This window comes from Streptomyces sp. NBC_00637, assembly GCF_045161545.1.
Classification (GTDB): domain Bacteria; phylum Actinomycetota; class Actinomycetes; order Streptomycetales; family Streptomycetaceae; genus Streptomyces.
The window spans coordinates 8,163,527-8,184,343 of sequence record NZ_CP109046.1 but is presented as its reverse complement, the minus strand read 5'-3'; the positions used below and the strand labels follow the sequence as shown (position 1 = coordinate 8,184,343).

18 protein-coding genes are annotated in these 20,817 nt (G+C 71.5%); 9 read left to right on the top strand and 9 right to left on the bottom strand.

The genetic code is table 11. The features are described 5' to 3' along the window. Positions 1-24: 24 nt before the first annotated feature. Positions 25-345, top strand: a complete 321-nt coding sequence (locus tag OG440_RS36165) for a hypothetical protein (RefSeq protein WP_406011555.1) — start codon at positions 25-27, stop codon at positions 343-345. A 68-nt stretch (positions 346-413) separates the two neighbouring features. On the opposite strand, the gene OG440_RS36160 is transcribed toward OG440_RS36165, so the two are convergent. The 6 genes from OG440_RS36160 to OG440_RS36135 all read right to left on the bottom strand — a co-directional run bounded on the left by OG440_RS36160 (position 414) and on the right by OG440_RS36135 (position 7,165). After that, positions 414-1,403, bottom strand: a complete 990-nt coding sequence (locus OG440_RS36160; protein WP_406010977.1) for an NAD(P)-dependent alcohol dehydrogenase — start codon at positions 1,401-1,403, stop codon at positions 414-416. Positions 1,404-1,545: 142 nt separating this feature from the next. Then, positions 1,546-2,250 (bottom strand): TetR/AcrR family transcriptional regulator, encoded by a 705-nt coding sequence (locus OG440_RS36155; RefSeq protein ID WP_406010976.1) that lies wholly within the window; start codon positions 2,248-2,250, stop codon positions 1,546-1,548. A gap of 23 nt (positions 2,251-2,273) precedes the next feature. Further along, complete coding sequence (locus OG440_RS36150; RefSeq protein ID WP_406010975.1) at positions 2,274-3,089, bottom strand: DUF427 domain-containing protein; 816 nt, start codon at positions 3,087-3,089, stop codon at positions 2,274-2,276. A 299-nt stretch (positions 3,090-3,388) separates the two neighbouring features. Beyond that, positions 3,389-3,859: a DUF5959 family protein gene (locus tag OG440_RS36145; RefSeq protein WP_406010974.1), complete on the bottom strand. Its 471-nt coding sequence runs from the start codon at positions 3,857-3,859 to the stop codon at positions 3,389-3,391. 159 nt (positions 3,860-4,018) lie between these two features. Then, positions 4,019-5,590 carry a glycoside hydrolase family 43 protein gene (locus OG440_RS36140; RefSeq protein WP_406010973.1) on the bottom strand — a complete coding sequence of 524 codons (1,572 nt, stop codon included), beginning with the start codon at positions 5,588-5,590 and terminating at the stop codon, positions 4,019-4,021. Positions 5,591-5,680: 90 nt separating this feature from the next. Then, the gene (locus OG440_RS36135) at positions 5,681-7,165 is read right to left on the bottom strand and encodes an MFS transporter (RefSeq protein ID WP_406010972.1); all 1,485 of its coding nucleotides are present in this window, start codon (positions 7,163-7,165) and stop codon (positions 5,681-5,683) included. A gap of 249 nt (positions 7,166-7,414) precedes the next feature. Between OG440_RS36135 and OG440_RS36130 the strand changes: the two genes are divergently transcribed. The 5 genes from OG440_RS36130 to OG440_RS36110 all read left to right on the top strand — a co-directional run bounded on the left by OG440_RS36130 (position 7,415) and on the right by OG440_RS36110 (position 13,533). Next, positions 7,415-8,038: a TetR/AcrR family transcriptional regulator gene (locus OG440_RS36130; protein ID WP_406010971.1), complete on the top strand. Its 624-nt coding sequence runs from the start codon at positions 7,415-7,417 to the stop codon at positions 8,036-8,038. A 356-nt stretch (positions 8,039-8,394) separates the two neighbouring features. Beyond that, entirely contained in the window at positions 8,395-10,698 is a 2,304-nt protein-coding gene (locus OG440_RS36125) for a family 78 glycoside hydrolase catalytic domain (protein ID WP_406010970.1), read from the top strand. Positions 10,699-10,871: 173 nt separating this feature from the next. Further along, positions 10,872-12,626 carry a glycoside hydrolase family 3 protein gene (locus OG440_RS36120; RefSeq protein WP_406010969.1) on the top strand — a complete coding sequence of 585 codons (1,755 nt, stop codon included), beginning with the start codon at positions 10,872-10,874 and terminating at the stop codon, positions 12,624-12,626. A gap of 114 nt (positions 12,627-12,740) precedes the next feature. Further along, positions 12,741-13,160, top strand: a complete 420-nt coding sequence (locus OG440_RS36115) for an ATP-binding protein (RefSeq protein WP_406010968.1) — start codon at positions 12,741-12,743, stop codon at positions 13,158-13,160. A 97-nt stretch (positions 13,161-13,257) separates the two neighbouring features. After that, entirely contained in the window at positions 13,258-13,533 is a 276-nt protein-coding gene (locus tag OG440_RS36110; protein ID WP_406010967.1) for a DUF3253 domain-containing protein, read from the top strand. Between the two features lie 97 nt (positions 13,534-13,630). Here the strand turns inward: OG440_RS36110 and OG440_RS36105 are convergent, their stop codons facing one another. After that, positions 13,631-15,211, bottom strand: a complete 1,581-nt coding sequence (locus tag OG440_RS36105; protein ID WP_406010966.1) for an acyl-CoA carboxylase subunit beta — start codon at positions 15,209-15,211, stop codon at positions 13,631-13,633. A 415-nt stretch (positions 15,212-15,626) separates the two neighbouring features. On the opposite strand from OG440_RS36105, the gene OG440_RS36100 reads away from it, so the two are divergent. Both OG440_RS36100 and OG440_RS36095 read left to right on the top strand, forming a co-directional pair. Further along, positions 15,627-16,154, top strand: coding sequence for a SigE family RNA polymerase sigma factor (locus OG440_RS36100; protein ID WP_406010965.1), 528 nt, complete (start codon positions 15,627-15,629; stop codon positions 16,152-16,154). Between the two features lie 160 nt (positions 16,155-16,314). Next, positions 16,315-17,511, top strand: coding sequence for a hypothetical protein (locus tag OG440_RS36095; protein WP_406010964.1), 1,197 nt, complete (start codon positions 16,315-16,317; stop codon positions 17,509-17,511). Positions 17,512-17,793: 282 nt separating this feature from the next. Here the strand turns inward: OG440_RS36095 and OG440_RS36090 are convergent, their stop codons facing one another. Together OG440_RS36090 and OG440_RS36085 are read right to left on the bottom strand one after the other, a co-directional pair. Beyond that, positions 17,794-18,171 (bottom strand): amphi-Trp domain-containing protein, encoded by a 378-nt coding sequence (locus OG440_RS36090; protein WP_406010963.1) that lies wholly within the window; start codon positions 18,169-18,171, stop codon positions 17,794-17,796. 194 nt (positions 18,172-18,365) lie between these two features. Then, positions 18,366-18,857 carry a flavin reductase family protein gene (locus OG440_RS36085; protein WP_406010962.1) on the bottom strand — a complete coding sequence of 164 codons (492 nt, stop codon included), beginning with the start codon at positions 18,855-18,857 and terminating at the stop codon, positions 18,366-18,368. 320 nt (positions 18,858-19,177) lie between these two features. Between OG440_RS36085 and OG440_RS36080 the strand changes: the two genes are divergently transcribed. Then, positions 19,178-20,707, top strand: coding sequence for a hypothetical protein (locus OG440_RS36080; RefSeq protein ID WP_406010961.1), 1,530 nt, complete (start codon positions 19,178-19,180; stop codon positions 20,705-20,707). The last annotated feature ends 110 nt before the right edge of the window (positions 20,708-20,817 follow it).

Genomic DNA, 20,817 nt, shown 5'->3' with positions numbered 1-20,817 from the left:
ATGCGTCAAGCACTGCCGGAAGCGATGCGCGCCCGCGACAAGGCCGCGGTGAGCGCCCTGCGCGCGACACTCGGTGCGCTGGACAACGCCGAGGCGGTGCCCGTGGACGAAGCCGACCTCCGTGGCCTGGCCCTGGAACAGTCGCCGGTCGGTGCCGGCGCCACCGAAGCGGCGCGACGGGAGCTCAGCGAGCAGGGCGTGGAGGCGGTGGTGCGCGCCGAGGCCGACGAACGCCTGGAGGCCGCGGCGCAGTTGACCGCGCCCGCACACGCCGACCGGGCCGCGCGGCTGCGCGCGGAGGCCGCCGTGCTGCATCGACTCCTGGACACTCCCGACCCCGCCTGACGTCGTTCACGAGCGTCGAACCGCCGGACGGATCAAGGTCGTCGCCCCAGCGCCTTCCTGACGCCCGCTCACGCCACCGTGATCACGGCCTTGCCCCGCGTATGCCCCTGCTCCAGCTGCCTCAGGCCCTCGGCCGTGTCGGCCAGGGCGTAGCTCTGGCCGACCACCGGAGTCAGCCCGCCTGCCTCGATGAGCGAGGTGACCGCGAGCAGGTCCTCCTGGGTCGGTCCGGCAGGGGCCGACGGGAGGATGGTGCGGAGCCGCTGCCGGACGAACCCGTCGACCGCGATCACTCCGAGCATGGAACCCACCGCCCCGAACAAGCGACCGGGTGAGCCGCCGCCGTTGGCCACCAGCGTCCCCGCCGGGGCGAGGACCCGGCGCAGCCGGCTCAGCGGATGGTTGCCGACGTTGTCCAGGATCACGTCGTAGCGCTCGGGCCCGGCGGTGAAGTCCTCCCGGGTGTGATCGACGACGTGCGCGGCGCCGAGCGAGCGCACCAGATCGAGGTTGCGCGTCCCGCACACCCCGGTGACCTCCGCGTTCAGGCCTGTCGCGATCTGCACGGCGAACGTGCCCACCCCGCCGGCCGCTCCATTGACCAGCACCCGCCGCCCTGCCCGCACCCCACCCACCGTTCGGATGCCGCGCAGGGCGGTCACCGCCGCCATCGGTACCGCCGCGGCCTGCTCGAAGGTCAGGCCGGCGGGCTTTCGCACCAGCAGATCCTCGGTGGTGCGCGCGTACTCGGCGAACGAGCCGTGACAGAAGCCCAGTACCTCGTCGCCCGGCCGCAGCCCCCGGACGTCGGGGCCGACCGACTCGACGTGTCCGGCGACGTCGATACCGGCCACCCGGCACTTCGGCCGCGTCAGGCCTACGCCTCCCATCAGCCGCGCCACGTAGGGGTCGCCCCGCATCATGTGCCAGTCGTAGGGGTTCAGCGCGGCGGCACGCACCCGCACCAGCACCTCGCCGGCCGAGACCTCGGGCCGGTCGATGTCCACCAGTTCCAGGACATCCGGCGGGCCGAACCGCTCCTGCACGATCCCCTTCATGGCGCGTCCCCCTCTTCTCGGCCTTTCGGCACCGCCGGCCGAGGCGTTCACGGATCCCCTCCGCCGCGGCCGGTGTACGGCGTACACCTCTCTCGGGCAAGGTAGGTGTACGCCGTACACCCGTCAAGAGTGCGGACGGCGGTCAGGTCGCGTTCAGAAGCCGATCGAGGCCGTCCAGCGTCAGGTCCAGAGCGAACTCGAACTCGAACTGGTCGTCGCAGCCCGAGCCGACGACGGACTCCGGGTCGTGGGTCACCGCCATGGCCAGTTCGGTGATGTGCGGGTAGCGCGCGGCCATCTCCTCGGGCGGCAGCGCTTCCGGGTCGGGCTCACGGTCGCCGGCACGGTCCTCGAACAGCTCCTGGGAGAAGCCCAACAGGCGGCTGCCCATGACGTGCATCGCGTGATGGACCAGGTGGATCGAGAACCCCCCGGCCCGGAAGATCCCGATCATCGAATCCAGGTACGCCATCACCGCGGGGGTCGGCGTGGCCCGCGCCTTCGTCCGCGATTCGATGACCGCGGGCGCCCACGGGTGACGCAGCAGCATGCCGCGGGCCGACAGCACCCGACGGCGCACGGTCGTCTTCCAGTCGGTGTCGTCCGCCGGCGGATCGATCTCGTCCACCAGGACGTCGATCATGCCGTCCAGCAGCTCGTTCTTGTTGGCCACGTGCTTGTACAGCGCCATCGGCACGACGCCCAGCGCCTGCGCGATGTTGCGCATGCTGAGCGCGTCGACCCCGCCCTCGTCGGCCAGCGCGACGGCTGCTTCCAGCACCCGCCTCTTGCTCAGCGGCGGCCTGGACCGCGCCGCGACGCCCGCCTCGGTCGTCATCTCCACCATCTCCTCCCCCGTCGACGACGCCGTCAGTGTGCCGGACGGGACCACAGCGTATGCGTGAAGGGAGTGACCGGGCGTTCGAGGCTCTCGCCGTCCACCGTGAGGTCGACCGCCTCGTTGTAGAAGGCGAGCAGCCCGGCGATGGCGGCCACGGCGGGCAGCGGGGCGGGGTAGCTCCACACGACGTGGGGCGGGACGTCCGCCGCCCCGGTCCAGGACCAGTAGGTGGCGGTGCCTTTGTAGGGGCAGCCGGTGCGATGGTCGGTGGGCCTGAACAGGTCGAGGCGGACGTCCTCGCGGGGGATGTAGTAGCGGGTGGGAAGTCCGGTCTCGAAGAGGAGGACCGGACGGCGGGTGTCGGCGACGACCGTGCCGTCGATCGCGACCTGGACATGCCGGCTGCCGGGCAGGGCGTCCACGCGTTTGTGGGGGTCGCGGGGGTGGACGAAGATCTCCTCCTCTTCCTCGTACCAGTGGTCGAGACCCCTGCCCGTGCGGGTGAACCACTCGAAGGCGATGTGACCGGCCAGGTCCTCGGCGGGGAAGGTCCAGGCCGCGTTCTCCAGCAACTCGCCCTCCACCGCGAGGTCGTAGAAGACGCGCGAACCCGTGTGCGTGCCGACCGGCGGGTTCACGGCCGGCCGCAGCAGGTCCTCACGCACCTCTCGGCGCGGGAAGGCGTACAACGGCACCGGCACCCCCGGCTCCCACACGAGGACGGGATGCCGACTGTCGACGACGGTCGACTCGCCTCTGCGGCCCCGGACCCAACGCGGGCTCGGCTCCCAGAGGAGACCCTCCGGGGTGGCACGTACGGAGTGTGCGGTGATGAGCTCGGCCATGCCCGTTGTATCGGGCGGACGCTCGAGAACTTGAGCCGACCGGAACGCGGCGAGCGCGGCGAGCGCGGCCCGCTGCGCCCCGGCGGGGCTTCCGAAGCTTCCCCGCTTGGCGTTCCGACTGCTCGCCGCCGCGCAGGGGGACCGGCGCACCGGCCGCCCGAGCGCCGACCGCCGACCGCCGACCGCCGACCGCCGACCGCCGACCGCCGACCGCCGACGATCACTGATCCGGTACGTCACCTCGCGCGTCGGTCATCGGGTCGGCACCCCTCCGTGAGGGCATTGCTGGGAACGGTTGGTCACCGTTTGCGATCGGGGCTCCACTCGTAAGCTCCTGGTGCCGTTTCGACAACTTCGCGAGGCCAGGTCAGCCGGACCTGTTCCAAGCGCCTGCGGTGCTCGGCGATCCAGTCTTCCCGGGCTCGGGTTCCCAGGGCTGCCGTGAGGCGGTCCGGGTCGTCGACCTGGATCGACAGCCAGCCGTCTTCGTGCACGTGGATGTCGAGACTGAGGCCGCGGTCTCCGCCGAGGGCGGCCGTCCGGCCTGGTCCCAGATCGGACAGCTCCTGTTCCCAGGAGTCCAGGTCATGCTGGAAGAGGTATAGGTCGAGCCGGGCGTCCACGAAGCTCGCGGAGACGAGCACGTCCGCGTGCAGAATGTCGTGGCCCGTCAGCACGCCCGGCTGGGACCGTCCCCTGACCCGCACGACGCAACGGTTGCCCTCCGCGTCGGCGAGGTGGATCAGGTCCGTCGGAGCGGGTTCCGTCATTGCTTTGCTCGCTTTCGTGCGTCGGCGTGGGCTGCATCGTCTCCTATCGCCGGACGCCTGTCTCGAAGTCGCTCCCCAGCCCGACCGGCAGTCGCACCCTGCGCGTTGCTCTCCCTCGAAGGGTCCGTTCGTCCTCCACATCCCCTCGGGGAAACGCTGTCACTGTGCGTCCAGTGTCAGTGGGTCGTCGGCGCCGCTGTAGGTGAACGACCGGAACAGCACCTCGCCCTCGGAACAGGTCAGTCCGATCGTCCGGCCGGTCATGCCCGCGGCGACCTCGGTCGAGAAGTAGCGGCCGTCGATGCGGCCGAGTTCGTGGAATCCGTCCGGGCCGGACGTGCCGGCCACGATCTCGTCGGGTCCCATGTCGGTGCCGAAGGGCGTGGCCGCGCTGTGCGGTACGACGCGCAGTTCGAGAGTCGTCTGCCCGGTGGCGGCGGCTTCGCCCAGGACCGCGTGCGCCGGGCCGATCCGGGCGACGGCGCGCACGCGGTCACCTGTCGCTTCGACGCGCACGGCGTGGCGGGCGTCGATCCGCAGTTCCAGACCTCCGGTTCCGGCCGTTCCGCCAGATCCGACAGGTCCGCCAAGTCCGCCGGATCCGCCAGGTCGACTGGATCCGCCAGGTCCGCCGGACTCGTCCGGCCCATGGGCCTTCGCATCCGCGGCCACCACTGCCCGCGCCCGCACATAGAGGTGTTCCTGACGGCGGCCGACGAAGGCCGGGCCGGCTGTCGCGGTCAGTCGTCGGCCGTTGTCCATCGCCTTCAGCACGTCGGTGGGGAACGCGCCCGGCGCCAGCCAGGACGGCGGCAGAGGACCGCCCGTCGCCGCCAGGTGCTCGGTGAGGTCCGGTACCGCCTTCGGCTGGATCGGTTCGGCCGGGCCCGGCCAGCCCTCGTCCCAGCGCACCTCACAGGCGAAGGTCTCGCGGCCGAGCACGTGCCACTCGGGGCTGCTGCCGCGCGGCCGTACGCCCAGGTAGACCATCGCCCATGTGCCGTCGGGACGTTGTACGAGGTCCGCGTGACCGGTGCTCTGCACGGGAGCGTCGGTACCGCGCGCGGTGAGGATCGGATTGGCGGGGTACGCCTCGAAAGGGCCCGACGGCGAGGGGCCCCGGGCGATGGTGACGGCGTGGCCGCGCTCGGTGCCGCCCTCCGCGATGAGCAGGTACCAGAGCGCGCCGACGCGGTACAGGTGGGGGCCCTCGGGGAACTTGCCGCCGGTCCCCTGCCACAGCCGTCGTCGTTCGGTGAGCAGGACGCCGGTCCGCGCATCCAGCTCGGCCTGCACGATCCCCTCGCCGAAGCGGGTCCAGGTCAGCAGGCAGGTGCCGTCCTCGTCCCAGGCGAGGTCCGGGTCGATGCCCCGTGCGTCGGGTATCCACACCGGGTCCGACCAGGGGCCGGCCGCGTTCTCGGCGGTGACCAGGAACATCCTCGGCTCATCCACCAGGAGGGTGGTGATCATCCAGAAGCGTCCGTCGTGATGACGAAGGGTCGGCGCCAGGATCCCGCCCGACGGGGCCACACCCTCCAGCGGCAACTGCGAGGGCCGGTCGAGCGCGTGGCCGATGTGCTCCCACGTGCACAGATCGGTCGACCGGTGGATCGGTACGCCCGGCGCGTATTCGAAACTGGAGTTGGCGAGGTAGTACACGTCTCCCACGCGGCAGACGCTGGGGTCGGGGTGGAATCCGGGGACGACCGGGCGGACGGGAAGCTGCACGGCATGACTTTCTGGTGGTCGGTCGGGGTCGGTGTGGGGCGGGGGCGGGCGGGATGAGGGGCGACGGATCACGGGCGGGAGTCGGTAACGTCAGGTGGCCACTTCGAGCCCGGCCACCGCGTCGTCGGTCTCGGGGTCACGCAGCGGCGGGATGAACAGGGAGAGCACCAGGGCGAGGAGCGTGACGAGGGCGCCGAGCCAGAAGACCCAGGCGTAACCGGCGTCCTGGTAGAAGGCGGTGCCGTCGACCACGGTGCTGTGGGCGCTGAGGAGGGCGTACGCGCCGGCCGTGACGATGGCACCGAACAGGCTGATCAGCATGTTGAGCATGCCGCTGCCCAGCCCCTGTTCGTCACGGGAGACGACGCCGACGACGAGCACCGGCGCTCCCGCCACCACGACACCGGCGCCGATGTTGGCGACACAGGACGTCAGGGAGAGCTCCAGCTCGCCACCGTGGAAGAAGCCGACGAGGGTGTAGCCGACGGCCATCACCGTCAGCCCGGCGATCCACACCTTGCGGGGGTCCAGCCGGCGCAGGAAGCGGCTGACGAGGATGCCGGTCGCGAACATCACCAGGTTCCAGCTGACGCTGACGACGGCGTTGTGCTGCGCCGTCCAGCCCAGCCCGGCCGAGACGCCGGGGATGTGCGGAAAGAGGGCCAGCAGAATGGCCAGCCCAGGCATCGTGAACGCGACCGTCTGGGCGAGACCGCCGGCGGTGAGCGCCAGAGCCACGGGGCGTCGGCGCAGCACCGTCAGGTCGAGGATGGGGTGGGCGCTGGCCCGCTCGACGAACAGGAACGCGATCAGGGCGGCAGCGCCGGCACCGAGCCAGCCGAGCGTCCTGACGTCCGCCCAGCCCCAGCTCTGGCCCTGTCCGACGGCGTAGATCACGGCGGTGAGACCGCCGCCGAGGACCAGTCCGCCCGGCCAGTCGAAGCCGGAGTCGAAGGAGTGCCTCGGCGTCTCCGGCACCAGCAGGGCGACCAGCGCGAACGCGACGGCGGTGGCGGCCGCGAGGAACCACAGGGCGCCGCGGTAGCCCCACTGGTCGACGAGCCGGCCGGCGAGGAACGGCGTGCCCAGAGCGACCAGTCCGAGGCTGCTGCCGATCATCGCGCTGGCCGGCTTGACGAGCCGGCGCGGGAAGATGTCGCGCACCGCGGCGAAGGAGAGGGCGCCGAACGGGCCGTAGAACCCGGCGATCGCCCGGCCGACCAGCACCAGCCAGAAGTCTCCGGCCAGGGCGGCCAGCGCCTCGCCGCTCGCCCCCAGCGCCATCATGGCGAGCATGACGCGCTTCCTGCCGTACAGGTCCCCGAGTTTGATGGCGAAGGGCGTCAGCAGGGTGGAGACCAGGGTGAGCGTGAGCCCGAACCACGCCACCTGGGTGGTGTGGAAGCTCTGCGCGACGCTCGCGGTGGCGTTCGCGCCGAGGATGCCGCCCGCGGCCAGCAACTGGGTGGGCCAGGCGAGGGCGATCAGCACCGCGACCAGGCGGAGGTTCCAGCCTCCGCCGGTCTCGGCGGACGGCGCGATGTCGAGTGAGGGGCTTGGCGACGTCGGTGTCATGCCAGCCCTCCTTTCACGGAGGTGCCGAAGGGAGTGAGAGGAGCTGTGGGGGTGCGCGGAGGATCGAGCCCGCCGTGACACGTCGCTCACCGGGAGGTGACAGCGTGGCAATCCGTCGTCGCGTGACGTCGATGATGACCTGAACACCTAGTGCTTACTAGGTGTTCGGACAGTGACCCACGTCACACCCGCACACCGTCGCTCTCCACCCGCCGCGGGCGCCCGCCGACCCCCCGGTACCGTTCTTCCATGGCGACACCCAGGGGACCGCGCGGCGGCTACACGGCAGGCCGGGCCCGGCGTACTCAGATCCTCGAGGCGGCACTGCTGCGCTTCGGACAGGACGGCTACCGCAAGACCTCCCTCGCCCGTATCGCCCGGGACGCCGAGATCACCGACGCCGGGCTGTTGCACCACTTCCGCGACAAGCAGCAGCTCCTGCTGGCCGTGGTCGAGCACTGGCACGACCGCATGGACACCCAGTGGCAGCGGGTCTCGGAGTCGGTGCGGGACGCGTTCCGCTGCCACGTGGAGGACACCGCGGAGACGCTCACCATGCCGGGCATGGTGGAGCTCGCCGTCGTGGTCTCCGCCGAGGCGACCGCGCCGGACCATCCGGCCCACGACTTCTTCGCCCACTGGCAGGAGAAGGGCGTGAAGGAGCTCGCGGAGCGCCTGCACGCCGGCAGTCGCAACGGCGAGCTCCTGCCCGATCTGGACCACGACGGCATCGCGCGCGAGTGCGCGGCCCTCGACGCCGGCCTGCGGCAGCAATGGCTCGCCTCCGGCCGCTCCTTCGACCTCATCCCGGTGATGCACGCCCACCTGGACCGCCTGATGCGCTCCATTTCCGCCGACGGGCAGGGACTGTAGGGCGACACCGGCGCCCGCGATCACCCGCGTTCCACGCTCCGCGATCGGGCAGCCCCGCGAACCTCGGCTCCACACCAGGGACGATGCCGATCCCACCTCGGCGAGAACACCCGGCGGTGGCCCGTTCGGGCCGCAAAGCTTGTCATGGGCATGTCTTTCGCCGCCATGTAACTCACGTCACACCGGCTAACACCTAGCATTCACTAGGTATTGGCGCGCATGATCGAGCCTGCTCCGCCCCGTCCCCCGTCCCCCGTCCCCCGTCCCCGTCCCCCGTCCCATCCCCCGGGCCCCACCCACCCGACGTCGCACGCCACACCACCCGACACCAACGCCCACGCCGCCGAGGAATCGACATGCCCCACCCCTGGACCGCCCGCGTCATCTCCCCGTCCCGACCGGAGCGGCCGTCTGTCACCGAGGCCCGCCCGGCCGCCCTGCTGCGCGGCGAGTTCACCGTGCGGGCGGCGGTCGCCGCGGCCCGGCTCTCCGTCACCGCGCTCGGCGTGTACGAACTGGAACTCAACGGCGTGGTGGTGGGCGACCACGTCCTCGCCCCCGGCTGGACGAGCTACCGCCACCGCCACCGCTACCAGGTCTTCGACGTCACGGACCTGGTCCGCCAGGGGGCCAACGCCTTGGGCGCCCACCTGGCGGACGGCTGGTACCGGGGCCTGCTCGGCTTCAACGGCGGCACCCGGAACGTCTACGGCGAGCACACGGGCCTGCTCGCCGAGCTGCGGATCGAGTACGTCGACGGTGCCACCCACACCGTCAGCACGGGCGAGGACTGGCGCTGGAGTCCCGGGCCGGTGACCGCGGCCGGACTGTACGAGGGCGAGGAGTACGACGCCCGCCGCGAACAGGACGGGTGGAGCGAGCCCGGCTTCGACGACTCGGCCTGGGAGCCGGTGCGGCTCCTGCCGTTCGACACCTCCGTGCTCTTCGAGGCCGACAGCCCACCGGTGCGCCGCATCGAGACCGTCGCCCCCGTCGCCGTCACCGCCTCCCCCACCGGCCGGGTCCTCGTCGACTTCGGCCAGAACCTGGTCGGGCGGCTGCGCATCCGCGTCCGGGGCGAGGCGGGCCGGACCGTCACCCTGCGGCACGCGGAGGTTCTGGAGGACGGCGAGCTGTGCACCCGTCCGCTCCGGCACGCCACCGCCACCGACCGCTACACCCTGCGCGGTGACGCGGACGGCGAGGTGTGGGAACCGCGCTTCACCTTCCACGGCTTCCGTTACGCCGAGATCGACGCCTGGCACGGCGAGCCTTCCCCGGACGACGTCACCGCCGTGGTCCTGCACAGCGACCTGCGCCCCACCGGCTGGTTCTCCTGCTCCGACGCCTCGCTGAACCGGCTGCACGAGAACGTGGTGTGGGGGATGCGCGGCAACTTCCTCGACGTGCCGACCGACTGTCCGCAGCGCGACGAGCGGCTCGGCTGGACCGGTGACGTGCAGGTATTCGCTCCCACCGCGGCCTTCCTGTACGACGTCCGGGACTTCCTGCGTTCCTGGCTGCGCGACCTCGCCGCCGACCAGCGCGACGACGAGCGGGGCATCCCGCCGGTGTTCAGCCCCGCCATCCCGGTGATCACCCCCGTCCCGCTCCCGCCGGGCAATCCGCCGATGGCCGGATGGTGCGACGCGGCAGTGATCGTCCCCTGGGTCCTGTACGAGCGCTACGGCGACGCCGAGGTGCTGCGCGCCCAGTACGCCTCCATGCGCGGCTGGGTCGACGCGGTCGACCGTCTCGCCGGGGACGGCCTGATCCGGGGCGAGGGCTTCCAGTTCGGTGACTGGCTGGACCCGGCCGCGCCGGCGGACGACCCCGGGCGGTCGACGACCTCCTCCAGCCTGGTCGCCACCGCCTACTTCGCGCACTCCGCCCGGCTGCTGGCCCGCACCGCCCGGGTACTGGACGAGAAGGACGACGCCGCGCACTACGACGCCCTGGCCGACTCGGTCCGCGACGCCTTCCGCGGCCGTTTCCACACCGGGGGCGGGCAACTGACGCAGGAGACCCAGACCGCCTACGCCCTCGCCCTGTGTTTCCGGCTGCTGGAGGACGACGTCGAGCGCGCCGAGGCCGGACGCCGGCTGACGGACCTCGTGGCCTCGGGCGACCACCGCATCGGCACCGGGTTCCTCGGCACCCCGCTGGTGTGCGACGCGCTGACCGACACCGGTCACCTGGACACCGCCTTCGCGCTGCTGACCCAGCGCTCCTGCCCTTCCTGGCTGTACCAGGTCGACCTGGGTGCCACGACCGTCTGGGAGCGCTGGGACAGCTTGCTTCCCGACGGCGGCGTCAATCCCGGCGAGATGACCTCCTTCAACCACTACGCGCTCGGAGCCGTCGCCGACTGGATCCACCGCACCGTCGCCGGTCTGGCACCCGCCGAGCCCGGCTACCGCCGGCTCCTGATCCGTCCCCGCCCGGGCGGCGGCCTCACCTGGGCCCGGGCCGCGCACGAGACTCCGTACGGCCGGGCCGAGACCGGCTGGCGCGTCGAGGGCGCTCTGCTGCTGGTGGACCTGCTCGTGCCGCCGAACACCTCCGCCCTCGTCGACCTGCCGGGCGCCGAACCCGTGACCGTGGGACCCGGACGGCACACCTTCCACACCCCGACGGGGCAGGCGCGGCCACGGAAATAGGCATCGCCGCAGGGTCACCGTGCACGCCCGTTCGCACGCCTGCCCCTTCTCCCCACTTCCTCGGCCGGCCGCCGGCCCCGGCCCTGCGCCGACGCCGTCGCCGCCCGCACTCCCCCACCCTCGATCCCACACCCCCGATCCCCACCTCTGATCCCCTCCCTCGATCCCCTCCCATGGAGCAAGCAGTGATCCACCCGTACCAGGACCCCCGGCACAGCGTCACCGAGCGCGTGGCCGACCTGTTGGCGCGTATGACCGTCCAGGAGAAGGCCGGACTGCTCTTCCACCACGTCATCGGCATCGGCGACCGGCCCGCCCCCGCGGGGCTGACCGTCGAGCAGATGATGTCCGAGAGCCTGATGTCCCACTTCAACCTGCTCGGCGCCGGCAGTCCCCGCCAGATGGCCGACCTGCACAACCACGTCCAGCGCCTGGCCGCCGACACCCGCCTCGGCATTCCGGTCACCCTCTCCACCGACCCCCGCCACGCCTTCACCGACAACCCCGGCACCGCGATGCTGGCCGGACCCTTCTCCCAGTGGCCGGAGTCGCTGGGCCTCGCCGCGACCGGCGACGCCGACCTCGTACGGCGTTACGCGGACACCGTGCGCCGTGAGTACCTGGCCGTCGGCCTGCGTGTCGCCCTGCACCCGCAGATCGACCTGGCGACCGAGCCTCGCTGGGCACGCGGCTCGGGCACGTTCGGCGAGGACGCCGACCTGACGTCACAGCTCGTCGCCGCCTACATCCAGGGCCTGAGCGGACCGGGCGGCGGACTCGGCCCGGACAGCGTCGCCGCGATGGTCAAGCACTTCCCCGGCGGCGGACCGCAGAAGGACGGCGAGGACCCGCACTTCCCCTACGGCAAGGAGCAGATCTACCCCGGCGGCCTCTTCGACTACCACCTGGAGCCCTTCAAGGCCGCCATCGCCGCCGGCGCCACCCAGGTCATGCCGTACTACGGTAAGCCCGTGGGCACCGAGCACGAGGAGGTCGGCTTCGGTTTCAACCGCGGCATCATCACCGGGCTGCTGCGCGAGAAGCTGGGCTTCGACGGCATCGTCTGCACCGACTGGGGCCTCGTCACCGACCAGTTGGTCATGGGCGAACCGCACCTGGCCAGGGCCTGGGGCGTGGAGGAGCTGTCCCCCGCCGAACGGCTGCTGAAGATCCTGCACGCGGGTGCCGACCAGGTCGGCGGCGAGTCCTGCTCCGAACTGATCGTGGACCTGGTGCGCACGGGGCAGCTCGAGGAGTCGCGTCTCGACGCCTCCGTGGTCCGGCTGCTGGGCGAGAAGTTCCGCCTGGGCCTGTTCGACGACCGGCGCTACGTCGATCCCGACGCCGCCGAGGAGACGGTGGGCCACGCCGACTTCCACGCCGCGGGCGAGGTCGCCCAGCGCCGCTCGGCCACCCTGCTCAAGAACGGCCCGCTGCCCCTGGCCGGGAGGCCCCGCCTGTACGTCGAGGGCGTCGATCCGGCGGCGGCCGCCGAATACGCCGACATCGTCGCCGACCCCGCCGACGCCGACCTCGCGGTGCTCCGCCTGACCACGCCGTACGAACCCCGGCCCGGCCTGTTCGAGTCGTTCTTCCACGCCGGCCGTCTCGACTTCCCCGAGGATCGGCTCAAGGAGATCCTCCGCCTGCTCGACGCCGTACCCACCGTCGTGGCGATCCACCTGGAACGTCCGGCCGTCATCCCCGAGATCGCCGACCGCTCGGCGGCACTGCTCGCCGTGTACGGCACCGACGACCGCGCCCTCCTCGACCTCCTGTTCGGCCGGGCGGTGCCGGAGGGCTCGCTGCCCTTCCAGCTCCCCCGCTCCATGACCGAGGTCGAGGCCGGACGCCCCGACGTGCCCCAGGAGAGCGCCGACCCGCTCTACCCCTTCGGTCACGGCCTGCGCTACGCCGCCGACGCGTAGCGCCTTCGCCCCCTGCCGCCGTACGGATACCCCCGGGCAGCTTCCCGCGTCCGGCTTGGACCTGGGGGTTCTGGGCACCCGGGACGAACCCGGCTGGTCGGGCAAGGAGAGAGAATGGCGAAGGACTCACCGTTGAAGGCTGTGGGATGGGCGCGCTCGCTGCCGGTGAGCAGCGGGGTGAAAGTGGCCAGGGAGTGGACCCGTGAGCACGTGGCCGCGCTCGGCTGGTCGCAGACCGCGCCGGAGCTGGTGGATGCGATCCTGCTCGCGGTGTCCGAGCTGGTCACCAACGCCCATGTGCACGCCCGCAGTGCGGCGCAGCTGATCCTCACCTGGGACGAGGAGTGCTTGCACGTCACCGTGCATGACGACTCACCCCGGCTGCCCGAGCCACGCGACCCGGGCGACAGCGCACCAGGGGGTCGCGGCCTGCTGCTCGTCGACGCCCTCGCCGACCGGTGGGAGGCCTATCGCTGCCCCCGCGGCAAGAGCGTCACCGCCTGCTTCCAGGCGCCCTCGTCCGCCACGCCCTGAGCGGTCGGCTCGGCAGGAGAGGCCCTGCCACCGACGAAAGCACCGACAGCAGGCTTACCGGCCGGCGACCGTCGACTCACAGAGAGGAGGCTCACCGATGGCATCGGACGACGGCGAGGACGAGGTCGAGCAGCTCGAACGCGCCATCCTCGACCTTCTGGGACGGCGGCGTCCGGACGCTTCGGTGTGCCCTTCCGAGGTCGCTCGGTCGGTCCACCGCGATGCGGGCGACGGATGGCGGCGGCTGATGGAGCCCACGCGCGCGGCGGCACGACGGCTCTCCCGAGCCGGTCTGGTGGAGATCACCCAGGGCGGTGAGCCCGTCGACCCGGCGACGGCCCACGGCCCGATCAGGATCCGCCGGACACGCTGACGGCGTCCGAGGGTGGCTCGCAGCCGTCACCCTCCCGAACGGGTCGCCGTCGCTTCGGCCGTCCCTTCGGTGGTCGTCGCGGCCGTCGCCGCCGTCGTCACTGCGGGGGATTGCCGTGTTTGCGCGACGGCAGGTCGGCGTGTTTGGTGCGCAGCATCGCGAGAGCGCGGATGAGCGTCTCACGGGTGGCGGCAGGGTCGATCACGTCGTCCACCAGACCGCGTTCGGCCGCGTAGTACGGGTGCATCAGTTCCGCCCGGTACTCCTTGACCATCCGCTCCCGCATCGCCTCCGGCTCGTCCGCCTCCGCGATCTGCCGCCGGAAGATGACGTTCGCGGCACCCTCGGCGCCCATCACCGCGATCTCGTTCGTCGGCCAGGCATAGGTGACATCCGCGCCGATGGACTGCGAGTCCATGACGATATAGGCGCCGCCGTACGCCTTGCGCAGTATCAGGGAGATGCGCGGCACGGTCGCGTTGCAGTAGGCGTACAGCAGTTTCGCGCCGTGCCGGATGACGCCGCCGTGCTCCTGATCCACCCCCGGCAGGAATCCCGGCACATCCACCAGCGTCACCAACGGGATGTTGAAGGCATCACACATCTGAACGAATCTGGCGCCTTTTTCGCTCGCCTCGATGTCCAGGACACCCGCGAGGACCCGTGGCTGACTCGCCACGATCCCCACGACCTCGCCGTCCAGCCGCGCCAGCGCACAGACGAGGTTGCGGGCCCAGTTCTCGTGGATCTCCAGGAACTCCCCGTCGTCCACGAGGTGGCCGATCACCTCGGTCATGTCGTAGGGCTGGCTGCCGTCGGCGGGAACGAGGTCGACCAGTGCCTCCGACCGACGGTCCGGCGGATCCGTCACCGGTCCCCGCGGCGAGCAATCGCGGTTGTTCTGCGGCAGCAGCGACAGCAGATACCGCACCTCCGCGATGCAGGTCTCCTCGTCGTCGTAGGCGAAATGGCACACCCCCGACGCCTCCGCGTGCACATCCGCCCCGCCCAGACCGTCACGGGTGACCTCCTCACCCGTCACCGTCCTCACCACGTCCGGCCCCGTCAGGAACATCTGTGACGTCCCGCGCACCATGAAGACGAAATCCGTCAGCGCCGGACTGTAGGCGGCGCCTCCCGCGCACGGCCCCAGCACCACCGAAATCTGCGGGATGACCCCCGACGCCCGCACGTTACGGCGGAAGATCCCGCCGTAACCCGCCAACGCCACCACGCCCTCCTGGATACGCGCACCCGCGCCGTCGTTGAGGGACACCAGCGGCGCACCCGCCGCCAGAGCCATGTCCATCACCTTGTGGATCTTCTCCGCGTGCGCCTCACCCAACGCGCCCCCGAACACCCGGAAATCATGCGCGTACACGAAGACCTGCCGGCCCTCGACCGTGCCCCACCCCGTCACCACACCATCCGTGTAAGGGCGCCGTGTCTCCAACCCGAACCCACTCGCCCGGTGCCGTCGCAACAACCCGACCTCGACGAACGACCCCTCGTCCAGCAACAGGCCGACCCGCTCCCGCGCCGACAGCCTCCTGCCGCCGCCCGCTGCACCGCCCGCCCCGCCGCTCGGTCCCGCCAGCGCCTCCCCGCGCACCTCCCGCAACTCCGCCACCGCCACACGGCTACCAGGAACGTGGGAAAACTCGTCTACACCGCTCACGGCACATCCCTCCGTCGTAACGAACCCAGCACCCCCGAAGCCCCCCACCACGACGAACCGCCGACGCGGTTCACATGGCAGGGGGAAACAACACCAGGCCTGATCCTCCGACGCCCACGAACCACCGCCCGACCCCTGGCCCATGAGCCCTGGCCACGGGCCAGGATCGACGACTCACACGTCACGACCCGCGGCCTGCGGCACACGACCCCGCAACCGTCGGCGCTCCCTCTGTCCCCTCACCCTCCACCACGCCGCTCGAAACCAACCGGGGCCTTGCTCGAAACCCACTCGCCCCTCCCCCATCCCCCACCACGCGCAACCGACCGGACTCTCCCCGAACTCATCTGAAACATTTCCCCGGTCCACCGCGTCGGTGTGGTGTAGGCCGACGGAAAGGCGCCGAGGGGTGGGAATGAGAAGGTCCAGGACATCGTCCCGGACAGATGAGTTCATGGAGTTCGCCACGGGACGGGCCGGGCACCTGCACCGCTCAGCGTGCCTGCTCACCAGCGGAGACACGCACCTCGCCGAGAATCTGGTGCAGGAGACGCTCAGCCGGATGTACACCATGTGGGGTCGGATCTCCCGGATCGACAACCCTGCGGCGTATGCCCAGACCGTTCTCGTCCGTACCTTCCTGACGCACCGACGGCGGTACTCCGCGGCCGAGCGCCCTCTGGCGAACCTGCCGGACGTCCCGCCGACCCGGAGCGCGGACGACCCCGCTCTGCGGCTCGCGCTGCTCCAGGCACTGCGGGAGCTGCCGCCCAAGGACCGGGTGGTGGTGGTACTGCGGTACTGGGAGGACCGCAGCGTGGAGGAGACGGCCGGCGCGATGAACGTGAGCTCCGCAGCCGTACGCACCCGCTCGACCCGGGCGCTGGCGAAGCTCCGGGAACGCCTCGGGGGCAGCCTCGCCGAACTGATCACCCCGGCCTGATACCGGGCCCCATCTCCGGGCCGATCTCCGGCTTGATCACCCTGCCCGACCTCCCTCCGTACGTCTCCCCACTGCTGCGAACAACCGGGCCGGCCAGGGCCCGCCCCGTTCACCGATCCGCACTCCCGTCCGCACCAACACAGGAACTGGTGGTTCCGTAATGCCCTTCGAAGACGAGCTCGGGAAGGTGCTCCGCGACACAGCGGGCACGTTCGCCGCCGACCGGCGGTCGCTGGCGGAAGGCAGCCTGGTGCGCGGCCGCCGCAGGCTGGCCCGCCTCCGCGCCTCCGCCGTGGCCGGGAGTGCGCTGGCCGTCGCTCTCGTGGCCACGGCCGGTGTCCAACTGGGCGGCGGGCAGGACGGCGAGGGCAAGGTCGGCGACCTGGCCTCGACACCACCACCGGGGAGTGCCTACGGACACTTCGCGGTCACGGCCGAGGACATGGAGAACATCCTCCAGAACGGCATGGGGAACGCGGGGATCGCCGTCGGGCACCCGAAGCTCCGGGCGACGGGCAGTACCGAGGCGAGCCGGCCCGCGACGGCCTCGATCGACTTCGAGGACGGCTTCGGCGCGGCGCGGGTCACCCTGTCGGTGCGCCGCGTCGACCCGGCCGAGCAGGACCTCGAGGATCTGATCGCCTGCCCGCCCGAAGCGGACTCCCCGTACGAGGAGTGCACCACGGAGCCCGACAACCGGGCCGTGAAGGGGTACACCGAGGCGGGCAAGGCGGGCGGGATCAAGAAGTGGGCGGTCACGATGCTCTCGCCCGGCGGGTATGTCATCGAGCTCGCCACCACCAACGTGACGTCCACGATCAACCCGGTCAGTGAGCCCGTGACACGCAACCCCCGCATGACCCCGGGCAAGCTGCGCCATCTGGCGATGTTCGTCGACGGCTCGTTCACCCCGGCGGGGGAGCCCAACTCCCTGGGGACGCTGGAGCCCGGCACCCCGGCCGAGCCGGGCGACATCCTGCCCCTGCTCAAGGACCTGTTGCCCAAGCGGTTCCACATCTACTCGGAGGGCGGCGACGGAGTGGAGGGCCATGTCGTGGTCACCGACACGAGCGGCAAGCGGACCTACATCGAGGCCGTCCGGATCGCCGGGGACAAGGAATCATGGAACGAGACCCTGTCCGACGGAACCAAGGTGGGCACCCGGCAGCTGCCCGGCGAGCAGCCGGGGGTCGTACAGCTCCGGGTCGACGCCCTGCGGGTGAACGGGCTGTGGATGTCCGTGTCCGCCTACAACGCTCCGACTCCGAAGTCCAAGAAGAGCGGCGCCGCCCCTTTGATCACCACCGAGGAACTCAGGACCATCGCCATCAGCCGGTCCTGGCTGCTCGCCCGGTAGCGTCGGCACGGCGACGAGACGTTCCGCCCGTCGCGGTCGTCATGCCATGCACAGGGGGGACGCCGGGCGGTAGACCCTGCGCGGGAGCCACTGTCGGCCGAGGGCCGCCGGCGGCCGACAGGCTGATCGGCAGGGTGCTTCCTCGGCGCGCGTCGCGGTGCCCGCCCGCCTGGCCGCTCGACCGCCACTCGGCTCACTCGGCCGTACCCGGCGCGCGGAACCGGGCAGGCCGAACCGGGCGGGCCGAACCGGCGGACCGGCCGGTGAAGCCCTCGCCACGGCTCAGGACGTCTTCGCCGCGACCTTCTTCGCGCTTCTGCTCCTACCGGTGCCCGTGCCGCTCCGAGCGGGTTTGGCGGGCGCCCGCTTCCGGCTCGCGGCCTGGCCGGTGCTCGGGGCCTGCCCGCTGCTCTCGGCCTGGCCGGTGCTCTCGGTCTGCTTCGGGCTCTCGGCCTGTTTCGGGCTCGCGGCTCGTTTGGTGGCCTCGGCGCGCCCGCTGCTCGCGGCCGCCCGCGGTGGCGCTGCCCGGGTCGATGCGGTCGGCCACTTGAACTCGAGCTCCAGCTCGATCTCCCCGTCCCCGACCTCGACCTCGATCTCGGTACGCAGGTCGTCCGGGATCCGCAGGCTCAGCATCCCGGGACCGAACTCCAGCTCCACGTCCCCGCCCTCCCTCAGCGCGGCGCGAGCGCCGTGAGCTGGTCGGCCGCCTCCAGACGTGACAGCGAACGCTTCTGCTCGAACTTGAGGTCCTTCATGAACGCCTCCGAATCCGGGATGAACAACACATACCGCCAATTCTGGCGTCACGCGCGGCATCGGACATCCGGTGCGCGGTCGGCTCCGCCCGCGGGTCAGTCCACCGGGTGCCCCGGTTCGATCGAGAGAGCGTCCGCGAGCCTCAGCAGCGGACGGCCGTCGGGCTCGCCCCGCGCGCCGGACCGTACCGGGTCCAGGACGAAACCGACGTGGTCGCCCCCGTCGATCCGCTGCTCGACCCTGCCCACGCACCACGCGTAGGCGTCCTCCAGGACCGGAGCCCCGCCGTGCCCCTCCCTCCAGCGCGTCCGCGCGAACTTGTCCACCCGGTCGCCGGTCTCGCCGCCGAACAGGGCGGCCAGTCCGGATTGTTCCGGCGTCAGCAGATGTACGGCCAGGAACTCGGCGGCGCGGGCCACCTCGTAGGTCCGGTTCACCTTCGACAGCCACACCACGAACCGCACCGGCCGCATGGAGCACTGGGAGGCGAAACCCACGAGGCACCCCGCGCGCTCACCGCCCGCCTCGGCCGTCACGACGCACATATCGGGATTGAGCCGGTCGGTGAACGTGTCCATGTCCGTCATGCTCATGCTCCTTCGTCGACCATCCGGTGTCCGGCCTCGCGACGGGTGAGACCCCGGTCCTCGCCGGTCGCCCCTCCACACGAACGGCACAACACGCCGCGGCTTCGGCCATTCGTGTCCGCCGGCCGTTCCACCCGCCCGTCAGGAACGGCGCGGCTGCGCGAAAGGCCCCCCGGCTCTTCCCCGTTGGTTGCCCCGAAGCCCTTGAGGCATGCGGCCCGACCGGTCCACGCTGATCGGTACGACGCCGACGGGCACCCCGGACCACGGGACATGCCACGTGAAAGGCACCCGGACAGGAAACACACGGACAGACGGACATGGTGCGCAGAGCAGAACAGGACCCGATGTCCGCCCAGGCCGGGCAGCCGTACGCCCGGCGTTCGACGGTGCCCGCGTCACCCGGCGCGGCGGCCCGCGTGTGGGCCGACCTTTCCGGTCGAGGGCTCGCCACCCGAGCCGGCGCGGACACCATCACCGCCCTGCAGCGGAGTGCGGGCAACGCCGCGCTCGGCCGGACGATGGGCGCCGCGGACGCGCGGCACGTCGGCCCGACCGGCTCCGCGCGCCCGGTCGTCCAGCGGATCAGCACCGTTCCCGGCGGCAGCTACGCGGCGGAGCGCGAGGCAGGGGACAGGGGCCCGCACTTCATGGAGCAGGAGCAGGAAGCCCGGGTCGTGGCCGGCAGCGGTGCGACCCTGGGCCCTCCCGGTGTCCCCGAGCGCATCCGCTACCCCGCCCGCGAGGTGAAGCCGGCCGAAGCGGGGCTGCGCGTCGCGAACGACGGCACGCTCGCCGTGCTCGACAAGGACGAGCCGAAGGAGTTCTACGCCGTCCAGCAGGTCGTCGACAGCGCCAACCTCTCCCTGGACGCCGCGGGTAGCATCGTCCGCCTCGCCCTCCAGGGCCGGAGTATCACCGTCGGCGGCCAACGGCTCCACCGGGTGCAGCCCACTCTCGCGCAGCAGGCGCAGGAGACGCAGCAGTCGGCGAGCGAGGAGTTCGTCTCGCTGGTGCGCAGCACCTGCATCACGGTGGCCTGCAAGCTGATGGGCTCCCCACGGGACAAGACGAGCCGCGTGGTGCTCGGCGGCGGCGCGGAAGGCTTCGACATCACCCCCGGCTCCGACAGCGATCCGCGGATGAGCAGCCTCGCCGGGCAGATCGCCTCCTCACCGGACGGCGGCCTGGACGTGCCCGGGGCCGTCGAAGCGGCCGGGGCCAGGAACCGCGCGGCGCCGGACAACGGGAAGGTGTACGGCGAGGCCGTCAGGAACGGCGGACGGGACGGGACCGCCGCCCGGCTGGGGGTCAATCAGCACGCGTCGCCCCACGTCGGAGAGGGGTTCGCGATCTTCAGCATGGCCGCCCAGGACGAGCGGGACCACTCCGTGCAGCCGCCTACGGCGCGCGGTGACAACGTCTGGGGGTATCACTTCGCGGCCGTGGTCGCCTCCTCCCTGGACGGCAGCTGCCGGGTGACGCTGGAGAACTACGCCCGCAACGACTTCGACAGGGTGGCGCGTGAGGAGCTGTACGACAAGCTCTACCAACGGGCGAAGAAGTCCGACGGCTGGTTCAGCGCTGTCAGCGCGCTGGAGGAGAGCGACGACCAGCAGGCGTTCAAGAAGAAGTTCGACGAGGTGATGCGCAGGCTGTGCACGGACCCGGAGATCAAGAACGTCCAGGGACGCCCGCGGCGCAGGCTTCAGGAGGACTTCGAGGACCACACCGGCCGTGCCTGGTTCTTCCGCGTCTACGGCGGCGGCCCGGGCGAGAGCTTCCACGAACAGCAGGCCGCCTCCGGCTACTTCAACAATCCGCTCACCGTGCGGGTCACCAGGCCCTGAGGTGCGCGATGCGCAGGGGGCCGGGCGGGCGGGGGCCGGCCCTCTCGGGAGGCGGCGTGCGTCGCGGCCCGTCTCGGTGCGAGCGACCGGTGCGGTGGCCGGTCCTGACG